Consider the following 15,479-nt stretch of genomic DNA (forward strand, 5'->3'; position numbering starts at 1 on the left):
GGGTTCGCTGTGGACGTTGCACAAAGAGTCGCCGTCGTCACCGGTGGTGGCGCAGGCATCGGCAGAGCGCTGGCCGCACGGCTCGCTCGCGAGGGCGCCCGGGTCGTCGTCGCGGACCTCGACGCGGACAGCGCGCGGGCGGTGTCGGAGGCAGTCAACGCCGACCATCCGGGAAGCACCGTCGGCGCCGGCGCGGACGTGTCGGACACCGAGCAGATCCAGCGGTTGGTCGACCTGGCGGAAAGCACCTTCGGCCCGGTCGATCTCTACTTCGCGAACGCGGGCATCGCCGGGGCGCCAGGCCTCGACGCGAGCGAGCAGGACTGGGACCGCTCGATCGACGTCAACCTGCGAGCCCACATCCGTGCGGCAAAGCTGCTGGTACCAGGGTGGCTCGAGCGCGGTGAGGGCTACTTCGTCAGCACGGCCTCGGCGGCCGGACTGCTCACCCAGATCGGCTCCGCCACGTACGCCGTCACCAAGCACGCGGCCGTCGCCTTCGCCGAATGGCTGAGTGTCACCTACGGCGATCGCGGGGTCCGGGTCAGCTGTCTGTGCCCGATGGGCGTGAACACCAAGCTGCTGTACTCCGGGAAGGACTCCGGGGACGCGCTGGGAAGAGCCGCGACGCGGGCCGTCACCTCCGCCGGTGACGTCCTGGAGCCGGCCGAAGTCGCCGACGCCGTCCTGGCCGCGATGGAGGACGAGCGCTTCCTGATCCTGCCGCACGAAGACGTTCTCGACATGTACCGGCACAAGGGCTCGGACTACGACCGGTGGCTGCGCGGGATGCGCCGGTACCAGAGCTCCCTCTTGGCGCAGGCATGACCGGCGCGCCGGGCGAGCTCGTCCTCGCCGAACACCGAGGGCCGGTACTGGTGCTCACGTTCAACCGGCCCGCCAAGCTGAACGCCTGGACCGGCGAACTCGAGGACCGCTACTTCGCGCTGCTCGACGCCGCCGAGGACGACCCGGACGTGCGCGCCGTCGTGGTCACCGGCGCGGGACGCGGATTCTGCGCCGGAGCCGACCTGCAACAGCTGCAGGCGGTCGGCGAGGTCTCCGAGGCGGACCGGGCACGGCGCCGTCCGCGGGACGTTCCGCGGACCCTGCGCAAACCGCTGATCGGGGCGATCAACGGGGTGGCCGCCGGCCTGGGCATGGTGGAGGCGCTCTGCTGCGACCTTCGCTTCGGCTCGCCCTCGGCGCGGTTCACCACGGCGTTCGCGCAACGCGGGCTGATCGCCGAGTACGGGATCTCCTGGCTGTTGCCCCGGCTGGTGGGGCACAGCCGGGCAGCGGACCTGTTGCTGTCGAGTCGCATGGTGGATGCCGAGGAGGCCTTCCGTGTCGGACTCCTCGACCACCTGGTTCCCACCGGCAGCGTGGTGGACGCCGCTGTCGCCTACGCCGCCGATCTGGCGAGGCGCTGCTCCCCGGCATCCATGGCCACCATCAAGAGCCAGTTGAGCAACGACGCGGACGGCACCTACGCCGATTCCGTGGCCCGGGCGGAAGGCCTCATGCTCCAGGCCTTCCGCGGGTCCGACGTCGTCGAGGGCGTGGCCAGTCACCTGGACAAGCGCCCGCCCGACTTTCCCTCCCTACCCGTCAGGAGTTCGGATGTCCCTGTTTCAGATGTCGGACCGCGCCAAGAAGTACCAGGCGGATCTGCTCGAGTTCATGGATGCGCACATCTACCCCGCCGAGGCGGTGTACCACGAGCAGATGCGCGCGTCGGGTGACCCGCACTTCCACCCGCCGATCCTGGAGGAGCTCAAGGCGGAGGCACGCAGGCGCGGCCTGTGGAACCTGTTCCACCCGCACCCGGAGTGGGGCCCCGGTCTGACGAACCTCGAGTACGCGCCGCTGGCGGAGATCATGGGCCGCAGCCACATCGCCTCCGAGGCGTGCAACTGCAACGCGCCCGACACCGGCAACATGGAAGTGCTCACCCTCTTCGGCACCGACGAGCACAAGGAGAAGTACCTCAAGCCCCTGCTCGACGGGACGATGGCCTCGGCCTTCGCGATGACCGAGCCGCGTGTCGCCAGCTCCGACGCCACCAACATCGAGCTGCGGATGGAGCGCGACGGGGACGCGTACGTGCTCAACGGCCGCAAGTGGTTCGCCTCGAACGCGATGCACAAGAACTGCAAGGTGCTCATCGTGATGGGCAAGACCGACCCCACGGCGGCCCCCCACCGCCAGCAGTCGATGATGGTCGTACCCGTGGACGCCCCCGGGGTCACCGTGGTCCGGAACCTCCCGGTGTTCGGGTACGCGGATCGCGAGGGCCATGCGGAGATGGTCTTCGAGAATGTCCGGGTGCCGGCCAAGGACGTGCTCAAGGGCGAGGGCGAGGGTTTCGCGATCAGCCAGGCCCGGCTCGGGCCCGGTCGTATCCACCACTGCATGCGGGCCATCGGTGCGGCCGAGCGGGCGCTGGAACTGATGTGCCGGCGCGCACAGTCACGGGTGACCTTCGGCAGCCCGGTCGCCGAACGGTCCAACATCCAGGACTGGATCGCGGAAGCGCGTATCGACATCGAGATGATCCGCCTGCTCACGCTCAAGGCCGCGTACCTGATGGACACGGTCGGGAACAAGGAAGCGCGCACCGAGATCGCGGCCATCAAGGTGGCCGCTCCCGGGATCGCGTTGAAGATCGTCGACCGCGCGATCCAGGTGCACGGGGGAGCGGGAGTGACCGACGACTTCCCGCTGGCCATGATGTACGCGCATCTGCGGACGCTGCGGCTGGCGGACGGTCCCGACGAGGTGCACAAGCGGGCCATCGCCAGGCAGGAGTTGCGGCAGTACCGCGACGCGGCGACGGCGGCGGTGAGCTGAGACGGCAGGACGCGCTCTCACCGGTCGCACCGCCGTCGTCACCGGGGGTCCGCACGAGCCGACCGGCCATCTGGTCGAGCGGATCCGCGACGGCGGCGGCTTCCGCATCCGCCCAGGCCTCCCCGTCGGCCGAGCACGGCCGGGCGATCATGCGTTTCGACCGGCCCCGGCCGGCGGAGGGCGGCGACAGGGAAGCTCCCCGCCGTCACCCGCTCCGGCTGTCCCCGGCCCGCATTGACCGACCGTTCGTCAGAGGGGCCTGGCCAGGACGGCCTTGCGGTGGCTGAAGGTCTCGATGGAGTAGCGGCCGTGGTAGCTGCCCATGCCGCTCTCCCCGACGCCCCCGAACGGCAGGTCGGAGATGGTGAGATGGGCCAGCGGCAGGCCGAACCCGAGGCCGCCGGAGGAGGTTTCGGCGGCGAGCCGCTCCCGGGTGGTGTCGGAGTCGGTGAACGCGTACAGGGCCAGCGGCTTGTCGCGGTCGTTGATGAAGTCGATGGCCTCGTCGAGCCCGGTCACTTCGACGACGGGGAGGATCGGGCCGAAGATCTCCTCCTGCATGACGGGTGCGTCCGGTGACACCTCGGCCAGGACGGTCGGCGCGATGTACTTCGTCTCGCGGTCGTACGCGCCGCCGGTGACCTGACGGCCGGAGTCCAGGAGAGCGGTCAGCCGGTCGAAGTGGCGTTCGTTGACGATACGGCCGTATTCCGGGGAGGCGGCGGGGTCGGACCCGTACAGCCCTTCGACGGCCTTGGCCAGGGCGGCTTCCAGGGCACGCGCGGTCCCGGGGTCGGTGAGGACGTAGTCGGGCGCGACGCAGGTCTGCCCGGCGTTGAGGAACTTCCCGGCCGCGAGGCGGGCGGCGACGGTGTCCAAGTCGGTGCCCCGGTCCACGAACACCGGGGACTTGCCGCCCAGTTCGAGGGTGACGGGCGTGAGGTGCCGGGCGGCCGCGGACATCACGATGCGGCCGACCGTGCCGTTGCCGGTGTAGAGGATGTGGTCGAAGCGCTGCTCGAGCAGGGCAGTGGTCTCGGGCACCCCGCCTTCGACCACGGCGACCGCGTCGGTGTCGAGGTACTGCGGCACGAGGCGGGCGAGGGCGGCGGAGGTGGCCGGGGCCAGTTCGCTGGGCTTGGCGACCACCGCGTTGCCCGCGGCCAGGGCACCGGCCACCGGGGCCAGCAGCAGCTGCGCCGGGTAGTTCCAGGGGGCGATGACCAGTACGACGCCCAGGGGGTCGTACTGCGTCCAGGCACTCGCCTCGCCGATGAACGCCGGGACGGGGGCCGGTTCGGGGCGCAGCCACCCGTCGAGATGCTCCAGGGTGTGGTCGATCTCGCGTATGACGAAGTCGATCTCCGTGCGGTAGGCCTCGGCGGAGCTCTTTCCCAGGTCGGCGTGGAGCGCCGCGGCGAAGATCTCCCCCTGCTCGGTGAGCAGGGTACGCAGCCGGGACAGCTGCTCGGTGCGCCAGGCCACGGGCTTGGTCCTGCCGGCGCGGAAGGTGGCGCGCAGCCGGGCGACGAGCTCGGCGGGCTGCTCGGGCGCGGGGTCGTTCATGGTTCCCTCACAGGTGCGGTACGGGGACGGGGGCGTGTCGCCGCGCGGCGGGGCAGGCCGGGCGTCGACCGGGGGATCAGCGGCGGTTCAGGGTGTTGATGAGGTTCCGGGCGAGCCGCGCCGAGGAGGCGGGGTTCTGACCGGTGTGCAGATTGCGGTCCGCCACCACGTGCTCGCTGAACGGGGCCGCGGCCTGGAAGTCGGCCCCCAGTTCCACCAGGCGGTCCTCGAGCAGCCACTTGGCCTTGTCGGCGAAGCCGGCTGCGGTCTCCTCGGCGTTGGTGAAGCCGGTCATGCGGTAACCGGCGAACGGCCAGCTGCCGTCCTCGCGCCGGGCGGCGAGCAGGGCCGCCGGGGCGTGGCACAGCACCGCGAGCGGCTTGCCGGAGTCCAGCGCGGCGGTGAGCAGGCGACCGGAGCCGGCGTTGACGGCGAGGTCCTCCATGGGGCCGTGGCCACCGGGGTAGAGGACGGCGGCGTACGCGTCGAGGTCGACCTCTTCGAGCTTGACGGGGTTCTCCAGGTCGGCGCGGATGGCAGCCAGGTACGCGGCGATGGCATCGGACTGCTCCTTGCCGCCGGTGGACTCGGCGGCGAGGCTGACGGCGTCGACGGTCGGAGCCACGCCGCCGGGTGTGGCGATGGTGACGTCGAACCCGGCCTCGCTGAGCAGCCGGTGCGGTGTGGCGAGTTCCTCGGCCCAGTAGCCGGTCGGGTGGGAGGTGCCGTCGGCGAGCGTCCAGTGGTCGGCGCCGGTGACGACGAACAGAACTGCGGTCACAACTGTCTCCTTCTCAGTGCGCGAGGGTCGCGCGGTGGCCTGGTCGGCGGTTAGATGCTTGATGCAGCAAAGCAATGACGGAGACGGTAGACCTCAAAGGTTGATGAGGTCAAACGTTGAGGTTGGCCTACACTTGCGGCATGGCCCACACCCCCGCTCTGCCCGCCGCCCGCTCCGCTGCGCAGGACAGCGACCCCGACCACGACGCACTCATGGAGCGCCTGGCACGCGCTGCTGCCGGTTACTACCGGGACCTGACAGCGGCGGCCGCACTGCACGGGCTCACGATGACGCAGGCCAAGATGCTCATCCTGCTCCGGCGGCAACCGCTGCCCATGCGCGCCCTCGCAGGACGGCTCGCCTGCGACGCCTCCAACATCACCGGACTCGTCGACCGGCTGGAGGCGCGGGGACTGGTCTCCAGACAGGCCGACACGGCCGACCGGCGGATCAAGAACGTGGTCGCCACCGAAGAGGGACGGGAGGCGGTCCGCCTCATCCGCGCCGACATGCGGGGCACCTCGGAAGCCTTCGCGCGTCTGGACGAGGAGGGGCGCCGCAGTCTCTACGAGCTGCTGGGGCGCCTGCACCCCGAGGACCCGCAGGAGACAACCTGATCGGGGCCGCGGCGCCGACCGCTGCGTCGGACTGCGCAGGCGCCGGACGATTCAGCCGGGCGGTGCCGACAGGTGGATCAGGATGCCGCACACCTCGTCCACGATCTCCTGGGCCTCCGTCTCGTCCCCGCAGTCGCCCAGCTCGCGTGCCGCCCCGCCGATCACCGTGGTGAGCACCCTCACCCGGACCCGGCCGGCACGTCGCTTCTCGTCCACCTCCAGGAGCCGGGCGTTGCGCCGTACCCACGCGCGGTCCCACTGGCGGCGCAGCGCGTCGAAGCCCGGGGGGCCGTCGTCCTCCACGAGGAGTCTGCCGAACCGCCTGTTGTCCCAGGCGCCCTCCAGGTACGCCCTGGCTCCCGCCACGAAAAGGGCGATGGGGTCGTCCACGCCACGGCCTCGCTCGGCGGTCAGCGTGGCCGCGGTCCGGCGCTCCTGTGCCTCCCGGAACTCCTCCCAAAGAGCGAGGTAAAGTCCTCGCTTTCCACCGTAGTGCTGGAAGAGGCTGCCCACCGGGATGCCGGAGCGCGCCGCGATCTCGGCGAGACCCGCGTCGGCGTAACCGCGCTCGGTGAACACCTCCAGCGCCGCGTCCAGAAGCGCACTCCGGACCGTTCGGTGCTGCCCGGTGGGTGCCTCCTCGGTCCCCGCGGACTCCACGATGCCGCTCACTGGTGATGCCCGCCTTCCCCGGCCCCGTCGCGGATGGCGAGGGCGACCAGCAGTTCCAGGAGGTCGGCGATCCGGCGCGGATTGCGCCCCGTGCGTTCCTCGATCCGGCGCAACCGGTAGTGCGCCGTGTTGTGGTGTATCCGCAGCCGGTCGGCGGCCAGCCGCAGGTTGAGGTCCGCCTCCGCGAAGGCCCGTACGGTGGCCGCCAGCGTGTCGCCACGTCTGCGGTCCTCCTCCAGCAGCGCCCGCACGCGGGGATCGACCAGCTGGCGGGCGAGGTCGTCGGCGCGCAGCGCCAGGTAGTCGAAGGGGGACAGGCGTGGCAGCGCCGCCACCCCGCCCCCGCTCGGCACGAGGTCGAGGGCGGCCCGTGCCTCCTCGTAGGCGCGCGGCAGTTCGCCGGCGCCCTCGGCGACCGTGCTGATGCCCATGGAGAGCATCGTTCCCTCGCGCGCGAGCCGCCGCTGCACCGCCTCGAAGTGGGCACAGATGTCCTCCGCGTCCATGCCGGTGCGCACCACCGGCACGGCCACCACCTCGCCGTGGCGCACGACGACCAGGGTCCGGCCGGCCCAGGGCCCGGCGACGCCGATGGAAGCGCTGGTCGCGTAGCCGTGCTCGGCCGAGGTGAGGTCGCCGGTGCGGGTATCGCCGACGCACACCGCCACGACCGCCATCATCGGCGAGTGCGGCCCGATACCGTACGCCTGCGCCGCGGCGAACAGCGCACCGCGCGTCGGTGCCGCGCCGGCCAGGAGCTGGTCCAGGAGGTCCCGGCGCTCCCGGTCCGCGTCGGCGACCACGTGCTGCTGGTACTCGACATAGGCCTGCGCGGCATGCGTGCTGGCGAAGTCGACGTACCGCATCAGCGGTGTGACGAGGGACAGCGCGGCCTGCTGTGCCTCGGCGGACGTGCCCGCGCAGTCCAGCAGCACGTCCCACAACACCTGCCGGCCGACCCGGAAGGCACTGATCCAGTCCTCCAGGGCGAACCCCGCGCGTGCTCTGCGCATGGCTGCCGAGCGGCTGAAGACCAGGTCTTCGGGGGCCATGTCCCGGTCACCGGCCAGCGCCGCCAGCTGCATCCGGTAGTGCGTGAGGACCTGGTCCCGTACGTCGTCGAAGAACCGCTCGTCCTGCAGCGCGTACGACGGGATCTCCGTGCGCATGACCGCGACAGCGGTCTGCGCCACGTCCTCGAGCCGGTCCTGGACGGCGTTCAGGATCCGGTGCCGCTCCCGGCTGAGCGGGTCGGAGAGTGCGGGGGCGCCCAGGGCGGGTCCGCGGGACATGGCGCCGATCGTCGCCGCCCTCCTCGTGTCCCGTCAACAGGGTAGGCCGGAGAGATACCGGGGGAGCTGGGCGCGGCGCACAAGTCTCCGGCCTCGAAGTTGGGTGCTCGCACCCAATGTGCGCTCGGAAGGCCCCCACCTACTGTGACGCTCGCCCACCCCCCCCAGCACCTCGGAAGGGGCGTCACTCATGCTCGCGGTCGACGGTATCAGCGTGCGCTTCGGCGGGATCACGGCACTGGACGGTGTCGCGTTCACCGTCGAGCCGGGCACCGCCGTGGGGCTCATCGGACCGAACGGAGCCGGCAAGACCACCTTGTTCAACTGCCTCACCAGGCGCTGCACCCCCGATGCGGGGACGGTGCGGTTCCAGGACGAGGACCTGCTCGCCCTCCCGCCGCACTCCGTGGCCGGGCGCGGCATCGCCCGCACCTTCCAGAACCTGGGTCTGTTCCCGCTGCTCACGGTCCGGGAGAACGTCATGGTCGGCGCCCACAGCCGGGGGCGCACGGGACACCTCGCCGCGGCGCTCCGGCTGCCCCGCGTCCGGCGGGAGGAGAGGGAACTACGTGACCAGGCGGACGACTTGCTACGGCGTCTCGGCCTGGCGGAGGTCGCCGACCACCCCGCCTCCGGGCTGCCGTTCGGCACGCTCAAACGCGTCGAACTCGCCCGGGCCCTCGCGGTACGGCCCCGGCTGCTGCTGCTCGACGAACCCGTCAACGGACTCAGCCACGGCGAGGTCGGCCAATTCGGGGATCTGGTCCGGGCGGTCCGTCAGGAGTTCGACCTCACGCTCGTGGTGGTCGAACACCACATGGGTTTTGTGATGGGCCTATGCGACAAGGTGGTCTGCCTCGACTTCGGGCGCAAGATCGCCGAGGGCTCGCCGGAGGAGATCCAGCGCGACCCGGCGGTCATCGAGGCGTACCTGGGGGTGGCGGCATGACGGAACCCACCACCGACAGCACCGAAGCCGGGCAGGCGCATGCGGAGCCGGATTTTCTGAAGGTCACCGGCCTGCATGCCGGATACGGCCAGGCCCGTGTGCTCCAGGGGCTCGGCTTCTCCGTCGCACGCGGCGAGGTGTGCGCGATCCTCGGACCCAACGGCGCGGGCAAGACGACAACCCTGCGGGCCCTGTGCGGCATGGTCCGCGGACGTGGCTCGGTGACGTTGAACGGCACGGAGCTGCTGGGCCGCTCGCCCGAGCAGACCGCCCGTCTCGGCGCGGCGCACGTACCCGAGGGCCGGGGCACCTTCAACGACCTGACCGTCGAGGAGAACCTGCGCGTCGGCGCGCACGTGCGTACCGGGCGGTGGCGGCGGGGCAGCGCCGAACGGGCGGCCGTGACGGCCGACCTGGAACGGATCTACGACTACTTCCCCAAGCTGCGCCAGCGGTCCCGCCAGGCCGCCGGCAGTCTCAGCGGCGGCGAACAGCAGATGCTCGCCATCGGCAGGGCGCTGATGCTGCGGCCCGCCCTGCTGCTCCTGGACGAGCCGTCGCTGGGGCTCGCGCCGCTGGTCACGCGGGAGCTGTTCGAGATCGTCCGTGCCGTCAACGAGGAGGAGCGCACCACCGTGGTCGTCGTCGAGCAGAACGCCCAGCTCGCATTGGATGTGGCGCACCGGGCGCACGTACTGGAGGCCGGCCGCCTGGTGCTGTCCGGGCCGTCCCGGGAGATCCGCGAGGACGGGCAGGTCGCCGAGGTGTACCTCGGTGTCTCCGTCCGCTCCGGAAAGGACGGGGGAGCACCGTGACCGAACTGCTCCAGCAAGTGGTGGAAGGGGTCGGCTCCGGCGCGGTCTACGCCAGCCTGGCACTCGCGTTGGTGCTGATCCACCGGTTCACCGGGATCGTGAACTTCGCGCAGGGTGAGCTCGCCATGATCTCCACGTACGTGGCGTGGCAGCTCGTGGCGTCCGGGATGTCCTTCTGGCTCGCGCTGCCGGTCACCCTGGCGGTGTCCTTCGCCGGCGGCATGCTGGTCGAGCGGATCGTCATCCGTCCCGTGCGCAGCGCGCCCGAGCTGACGATGGTCATCGTCACCGTGGGCCTGTTCATCTTCGTCAACGCGATGGCCGGTCTGATCTGGTCGTTCACCGTGAAGGACTTCCCACAGCCGTTCCCCGGCGGCGGGATCGACCTGGCCGGGGTGCGCGTGGACTGGTCGACGCTCGGGATCATCGCGGTCGTCGCCGCCGTGATGGGGCTGCTGTATCTGCTGTTCCAGCACACCTCCGCCGGCCTGGTGATGCGGGCGGTCGCCTGCAACCCCGCATCCGCCCGGCTGTCGGGCATCAGAGTGGGCCGGGTGCTGATGCTCGGCTGGGGGCTGGCCGCGACGGTCGGCGCCGTGTCGGGCGTGCTCGTCGCCCCGCTGCTGTTCCTCGAGCCCAACATGATGGGCGGGGTGCTGATCTACGCGTTCGCCGCGGCCACCCTCGGAGGCTTCGACAGCCCGGTCGGCGCGGTCGTCGGCGGCCTGTTCGTGGGCGTCGCGGAGACGCTGGCCGGGGCGTACGTGGACGTGATCGGTGCCGATCTGAAGGTGGGCGTACCCCTGGTGATCATCCTGGCTGTGCTGCTGGTGCGGCCCCAGGGCCTGTTCGGACGGGCGGCGGTGGAGCGCGCATGAGCACGATCGTCGCACCACTCGGCACCGACCGCGCCCGGCGCCTGCGGGCCGCGCTCACCGCGCTGCTCGTGGCGGCCGTGGCCGTCGGCGCACCGTTCTACTTCGCTCCCTTCCAGGTCTTCCAGCTGACCATGGTGCTGCTGTACGCCGTGGCGCTGGCCGGACTGAACCTGCTGGTCGGATTCGGCGGGCAGATCTCGCTCGGGCACGGCGCGTTCTTCGCGGCGGGGGCCTACACGGCGGCGGTCATGCTCGACCGGTACGACACCGGCCACCTGGCCACGCTGCCGGTCGCGGCCGCCGGATGCTTCCTGCTGGGCCTCGGCTTCGGCGTGCCTGCCCTGCGGCTGCGCGGGCTGTACCTGGCCCTGGTCACACTCGCGTTCGCGGTGTTCCTGCCTCCGCTGCTCAAACGGCTCGAACCGGTGACGGGCGGTTCCATGGGGCTGACCGTGGACAAGCTGCAGCCACCCGCGTGGAGCGGGCTGGCCGAGGACCAGTGGACGTACTTCGTCGTCCTCGCCGTCACCGCGGTGGCCCTGCTGCTCGCCCGCAACCTGCTGCGGTCACGCATCGGCCGGGCACTGCTCGCCGTGCGGGACAACGAGAGCGCTGCGGAGGTCATGGGCGTACGGCTGTCGCTGCACAAGACCCTCGCCTTCGCGTGGAGCGCGCTGTTCGCGGGTGTCTCCGGGTGCGTCTACACCTGGGTGATCGGCTTCGTCTCACCCGACTCGTTCAGCTTCGTCCTCTCCATCACACTGCTGGCCGGCCTGGTCGTCGGAGGGCTCGCCTCGCTGTACGGACCGCTGCTGGGGGCGGCCTTCGTGATGTACGTGCCGAGCGTGGCCCAGGACATCAGCGAGGCGGCACCCGGTGTGGTGTTCGGCCTGCTGATCATCGCGGTGATGTTCGTGGCGCCGACGGGACTGGCCGGTCTGGCGACACGAGTCCGGAGCGCCGCGGCCCGTCGCCCCTCTCGCACCACCCGCGACGCCGACCAGGCGCCCGGCCCCGAACCCTCCGCGCCCCCCACCCCGGCGGATCCCGCCCCTGCCGATGCCGAACCCGTGGGCGCACCGTCCCGCACGGAAAAGGAATGAATCACATGCGCAAGAAGACCACTGTGCGGGCGGCCGCGGCCGCGTCCGCCGCCCTGCTCCTCGCCACCGCCTGCACCAGCCAGCGCGGGCAGGACGACAAGGACGCCGCCGCCGACGGGGCGTGCCAGGGCCAGCAGACCACCGGCATCACCGACAAGAGCATCAAGCTGGGCGGCATCTACCCCCTGTCGGGACCGGCCTCCGCGTACGGCACGATCAGCAAGGGCGTGAGCGCCTACTTCAAGCACGTCAACGACAAGGGCGGCATCGACGGCCGCACGGTCGACTTCGTCGTCCGCGACGACGGCTACCAGCCGCCCAAGGCGGTCGAGGAGGCCCGCAGACTCGTCGAGCAGGAGAAGGTCTTCGCCGTCTTCCAGACCCTGGGCACCCCGTCCACGGCCGCGGTGTGGGACTACCTCGACAAGCGGAAGGTGCCGCAGCCTTTCGTCGCCACCGGCGCCTCCGTCTGGGGCACGGACGACGAGCACCCGTGGACCACCGGCTGGCAGCCCAACTACGTCGCCGAGGCACGCGTGTACGCCAAATACCTCAAGGAGAAGAAGCCGAAGGCCGAGGTCGCCGTCCTCTACCAGAACGACGACTTCGGCAAGGACCTGCTGGGCGGGTTCAGGAAGGCGATCGCCGGCAGCGGCATCAAGGTCGTCGCCGAGGAGAGCTACGAGGTCACCGACCCCTCCGTCTCGGCGCAGATGACGAGCCTCGCCCGGTCCGAGGCGGATGTGCTGCTCAACATCACCACGCCGAAGTTCGGCAGCCAGGCCCTCGCCGCCGATGCCAAGAACACCAAATGGAACCCGCTGCACCTCGTGAACAACGTGTCCTCGTCCGCCACCGTGCTCAAGCCCGTCGGGTTCAAGAACGTCCAGGGCGTGGTCTCGGCGACCTACTTCAAGGACCCCGCCGACCCGCAGTGGGCGAACGACGCGGAGATGAAGACGTACCGGGAAGCGCTGCGCAAGTACGCGCCCGGCTCCGACCCGGCCAACCAGTTCAACGCCTACGGCTGGGCCGCCGCCTCCAGCCTGCACAAGGCCCTGGACGCGATGAAGTGCCCGACCAGGGAGGGGCTGCGGGACGCGGTGCGCAACCTCAAGGACGTCAAGGTGGACATGCTGCTCCCCGGCGTCACCCTCGCCACCGGGCCCGATGACGCCTTCCCGATCGAGACGATGCAGCTGATGCGGTTCAAGGGCGAGCGGTGGCAGCTGTTCGGCAAGCCGGTGGACACCCGCAAGGAGTTCGGCCCGCCGGCGAAGTGAGCCTGCGGGGCCCCAGGGGTCGGGGCACCGACCCCTGGGGACCGGCCCCGCCCAGCCCGTCACCGCCCCTCCTGCCCGCCACGCCGCGCCGCGCGCCGGACAAGGCCGCGGCTTCTGCCGGGTTTCAATAGGCTTACAAGGTCAGCAGGAGACATCGGCGACCGAGCACACGGTGGTGGCCAGCGGTGGAGAAGCCGATGACGGAGCTCAGCGAAAGTCACGACGATCCGTTCGCCCTGCACCTCGCCGCCCTGGTGGTGCTCGACGACCGGGGCGTAGTGGTCGGATGGAACCGGCGGGCTCAGGAGCTGCTCGGCCATCCGGACACAGCCGTGATCGGTCGTCACGCGTTCGAGGTCCTTGTCGATCCTCGTGATCTGCCGGCTGTCACCGAGGCCGCGGCGAAGTGCAGGAGAGCCGGCGGCTGGTTCGGCGTACTCACACTGCGCCACCGCGACGGGCAGCTCGTGGAGGTGGGGCTCAGGGCCCATGAGCTGTCACGCGGTGACCGGGGCCGTGAGTGGTTTCTTGCCGGGGCACCCGCGGATGACGTCCTCGAATGGCAAAGGGACCGCGCGGTTCTCGACGGACTGTACCGCCAGTGCCCGATCGGCTTGGTCGTCCACGGCCCCGACCAGAGGATTCTCCGGGTCAATCGGGCCATCGAACGGTTCAGCGGCGTCCCGGCAGCGGACTTCCGGGGGCTGTCCACCGGCCGGTTGCTCCTCTCCGACGACGCGCGCAAGGCTGTGGACCGTGTGCGCCAGGTGATGCAGACCGGCAGACCCCTGGTCTACTCCGAGCAGTTCGTTCGCCTGGAGCAGGATCCGGCACGAGAGCGGGTCGCGTTGGTCTCGTCCTTCCGGATGGAGGATCCCTCCGGCCGCGTCCTGGGTGTGGCCGAGATGATCGAGGACATCACCGACCGCTATCGGGCCCGGCGTCGGCTCGCGCTCCTCGACCAGGTGGGCAGCCGTATCGGAACCACGCTCGACGTGGCCGAGACCGCCCGGGAACTGGCCGAAGTGATGGTGCCTCACCTCGCCGACCACGCGTCGGTGGACCTGCTTCAGGCGGTGACGCGCGGTGAGGAACCAACGCGCGCCGGGGCAGGGCCCGTGGTCCGGCTGGGGACCTGCAGCGTCGGTGCCCAGCAACCCGGCCCGCCCCACCCCGAGGGCGAGCCCGTGGAGTTCGGGCCCGACACACCGCAGGCCGGATGCCTGACCGAGGGCCGGCCCGTCCTGGAGCCGGTTCTCCCGCCCGACTGGGTCTCGGCGGCAGGCCGTCAGGGGGCCCAGGCTCCGGACCTGAGCGCCCACTCCCTGATCGTGGTACCTCTTGCCGCGCGTGGCCTGGTGCTCGGTGTGATGACCCTGTGGCGCTCGCGCCGCCCCGATGCCTTCGAGGCGGACGACCTCACCCTCGCTCAGGAACTCGCCTCGCGCGCCGCCGTCGCCATCGACAACGCCCGGCGATTCACCCAGCAGCAGCAGACCGCGTTCACCCTGCAGAGCAGCCTGCTGCCCCGGTCGGTTCCGGACCAGCCGGCCGTCGAGGTGGCGCTGCGGTACCTGCCGGCCAGCGCAGGCCCGGGTCTGGGCGGCGACTGGTTCGACGTCATTCCCCTGTCCGGGGCCCGGGTCGCCCTCGTCGTCGGCGACGTGGTGGGACGCGGCATCCACGCCGCCGCCACCATGGGCCGGCTGCGCACCGCCGTCCATACGCTCGCCAGCCTCGACCTGGAACCGGACGAGGTTCTCTCCCGCCTCGACGACCTGGTCAACCTGCTGGCGGCCGAACAGGAGGCAGTCGGCGAACGGCCCGTGGGGGAGCAGGTCGTGGGCGCTACGTGCCTGTACGCCGTGTACGACCCGGTCTCCGGACGCTGCTCCGTGGCCCGCGCCGGTCATCCGCCGCCGGTGGTGACCGCTCCGGACGGCCAGGTGGCTCTGCTCGACCTGCCCGCCGGCCCACCGCTCGGCCTGGGCGGCCTGCCGTTCGAGGCCCGGGACATCGAACTGGCCGAGGGAAGCCTGCTGTGCCTGTACACCAACGGAATCATCGGCGAGCGCCACATCGATGCCGACATCGGCCTGACGAAGCTGTGTGCGGCGCTCGCCCGCCCCGCGGGCGCGCTGGAGCGCACCTGCCAGGCGGTGGTCGACGCGCTGGTGCCCTCGCGCCCCAGCGACGACGTCGTCCTGCTGATCGCCCGCACCCGCATGCTGCCACCGGACAATGTCGCCTCCTGGCGCCTGCCGCCGGAACCCGCCAGCGCCGGCCAGGCCAGGGCTTTGATCTCGGCCAAGCTGACCGAGTGGGGTCTGGAGCATTTGGCGTTCACCACCGAGTTGGTCGCCAGCGAACTGGTCACCAACGTCTATCGCTACGCCGGCGGCCCCGCGACCCTACGGCTGATCCGTGAGCAGTGTCTGGTGTGCGAGGTCAGCGACACCAGCCACACCTCACCACACCTGCGCCGCGCCCGTACGACCGACGAGGGCGGGCGCGGCCTGCTCCTGGTGGCCCAGATGACCGAACGCTGGGGTACCCGCTACACCCGCGACGGCAAGACCGTGTGGACCGAACAACCACTGACCGGCACGCCCGTCTGATCGTCTCGGGCCGCGGCCGGCGCGGGAGGCCGCCCGGAGCCGGCCCGCCCGC

Annotated in this window: 14 protein-coding genes; 10 read left to right on the top strand and 4 right to left on the bottom strand. The window is 71.1% G+C overall.

Going from position 1 to position 15,479, the window contains the following annotated elements; translation table 11 throughout:
• The first annotated feature begins 9 nt into the window (after positions 1 to 9).
• From QF034_RS37350 to QF034_RS37360, 3 genes are read left to right on the top strand one after another with little or no spacing between them, the layout of a single operon-like run.
• Positions 10 to 828 carry an SDR family oxidoreductase gene (locus QF034_RS37350; RefSeq protein WP_307179078.1) on the top strand — a complete coding sequence of 273 codons (819 nt, stop codon included), beginning with the start codon at positions 10 to 12 and terminating at the stop codon, positions 826 to 828.
• The gene (locus QF034_RS37355; protein WP_307179079.1) at positions 825 to 1,745 is read left to right on the top strand and encodes an enoyl-CoA hydratase-related protein; all 921 of its coding nucleotides are present in this window, start codon (positions 825 to 827) and stop codon (positions 1,743 to 1,745) included. The genes QF034_RS37350 and QF034_RS37355 overlap by 4 nt, the downstream gene beginning before the upstream one ends.
• The gene (locus QF034_RS37360) at positions 1,639 to 2,853 is read left to right on the top strand and encodes an acyl-CoA dehydrogenase family protein (protein WP_307180070.1); all 1,215 of its coding nucleotides are present in this window, start codon (positions 1,639 to 1,641) and stop codon (positions 2,851 to 2,853) included. The genes QF034_RS37355 and QF034_RS37360 overlap by 107 nt, the downstream gene beginning before the upstream one ends.
• A 249-nt stretch (positions 2,854 to 3,102) precedes the next feature.
• On the opposite strand, the gene QF034_RS37365 is transcribed toward QF034_RS37360, so the two are convergent.
• Positions 3,103 to 4,419 carry an aldehyde dehydrogenase family protein gene (locus tag QF034_RS37365; protein WP_307179080.1) on the bottom strand — a complete coding sequence of 439 codons (1,317 nt, stop codon included), beginning with the start codon at positions 4,417 to 4,419 and terminating at the stop codon, positions 3,103 to 3,105.
• Between the two features lie 76 nt (positions 4,420 to 4,495).
• Entirely contained in the window at positions 4,496 to 5,200 is a 705-nt protein-coding gene (locus tag QF034_RS37370) for a type 1 glutamine amidotransferase domain-containing protein (protein WP_307179081.1), read from the bottom strand.
• A gap of 140 nt (positions 5,201 to 5,340) precedes the next feature.
• Here QF034_RS37370 and QF034_RS37375 point away from each other — a divergent pair, with 140 nt between their 5' ends.
• A complete protein-coding gene (locus tag QF034_RS37375; RefSeq protein ID WP_307179082.1) occupies positions 5,341 to 5,817 on the top strand; it encodes a MarR family winged helix-turn-helix transcriptional regulator in 477 nt (158 codons plus the stop codon).
• 51 nt (positions 5,818 to 5,868) lie between these two features.
• Here the strand turns inward: QF034_RS37375 and QF034_RS37380 are convergent, their stop codons facing one another.
• Entirely contained in the window at positions 5,869 to 6,489 is a 621-nt protein-coding gene (locus QF034_RS37380; RefSeq protein WP_307179083.1) for a TetR/AcrR family transcriptional regulator, read from the bottom strand.
• Positions 6,486 to 7,781, bottom strand: a complete 1,296-nt coding sequence (locus QF034_RS37385) for a PucR family transcriptional regulator (RefSeq protein WP_307179084.1) — start codon at positions 7,779 to 7,781, stop codon at positions 6,486 to 6,488. The genes QF034_RS37380 and QF034_RS37385 overlap by 4 nt, the downstream gene beginning before the upstream one ends.
• Positions 7,782 to 7,971: 190 nt before the next feature.
• On the opposite strand from QF034_RS37385, the gene QF034_RS37390 reads away from it, so the two are divergent.
• From QF034_RS37390 to QF034_RS37415, 6 genes are all read left to right on the top strand, one after another.
• Positions 7,972 to 8,730 carry an ABC transporter ATP-binding protein gene (locus tag QF034_RS37390; protein ID WP_167409725.1) on the top strand — a complete coding sequence of 253 codons (759 nt, stop codon included), beginning with the start codon at positions 7,972 to 7,974 and terminating at the stop codon, positions 8,728 to 8,730.
• Positions 8,727 to 9,545 carry an ABC transporter ATP-binding protein gene (locus QF034_RS37395; RefSeq protein WP_307179085.1) on the top strand — a complete coding sequence of 273 codons (819 nt, stop codon included), beginning with the start codon at positions 8,727 to 8,729 and terminating at the stop codon, positions 9,543 to 9,545. Before QF034_RS37390 ends, QF034_RS37395 begins: the two co-directional genes overlap by 4 nt.
• Positions 9,542 to 10,423: a branched-chain amino acid ABC transporter permease gene (locus QF034_RS37400; protein WP_307179086.1), complete on the top strand. Its 882-nt coding sequence runs from the start codon at positions 9,542 to 9,544 to the stop codon at positions 10,421 to 10,423. The genes QF034_RS37395 and QF034_RS37400 overlap by 4 nt, the downstream gene beginning before the upstream one ends.
• Positions 10,420 to 11,526 carry a branched-chain amino acid ABC transporter permease gene (locus QF034_RS37405; protein ID WP_307179087.1) on the top strand — a complete coding sequence of 369 codons (1,107 nt, stop codon included), beginning with the start codon at positions 10,420 to 10,422 and terminating at the stop codon, positions 11,524 to 11,526. The genes QF034_RS37400 and QF034_RS37405 overlap by 4 nt, the downstream gene beginning before the upstream one ends.
• Positions 11,527 to 11,531: 5 nt before the next feature.
• Complete coding sequence (locus QF034_RS37410; protein ID WP_307179088.1) at positions 11,532 to 12,809, top strand: ABC transporter substrate-binding protein; 1,278 nt, start codon at positions 11,532 to 11,534, stop codon at positions 12,807 to 12,809.
• Positions 12,810 to 13,006: 197 nt separating this feature from the next.
• Entirely contained in the window at positions 13,007 to 15,427 is a 2,421-nt protein-coding gene (locus tag QF034_RS37415; protein ID WP_307179089.1) for a SpoIIE family protein phosphatase, read from the top strand.
• The last annotated feature ends 52 nt before the right edge of the window (positions 15,428 to 15,479 follow it).

The organism is Streptomyces africanus, assembly GCF_030816955.1.
Lineage (GTDB): Bacteria > Actinomycetota > Actinomycetes > Streptomycetales > Streptomycetaceae > Streptomyces > Streptomyces africanus.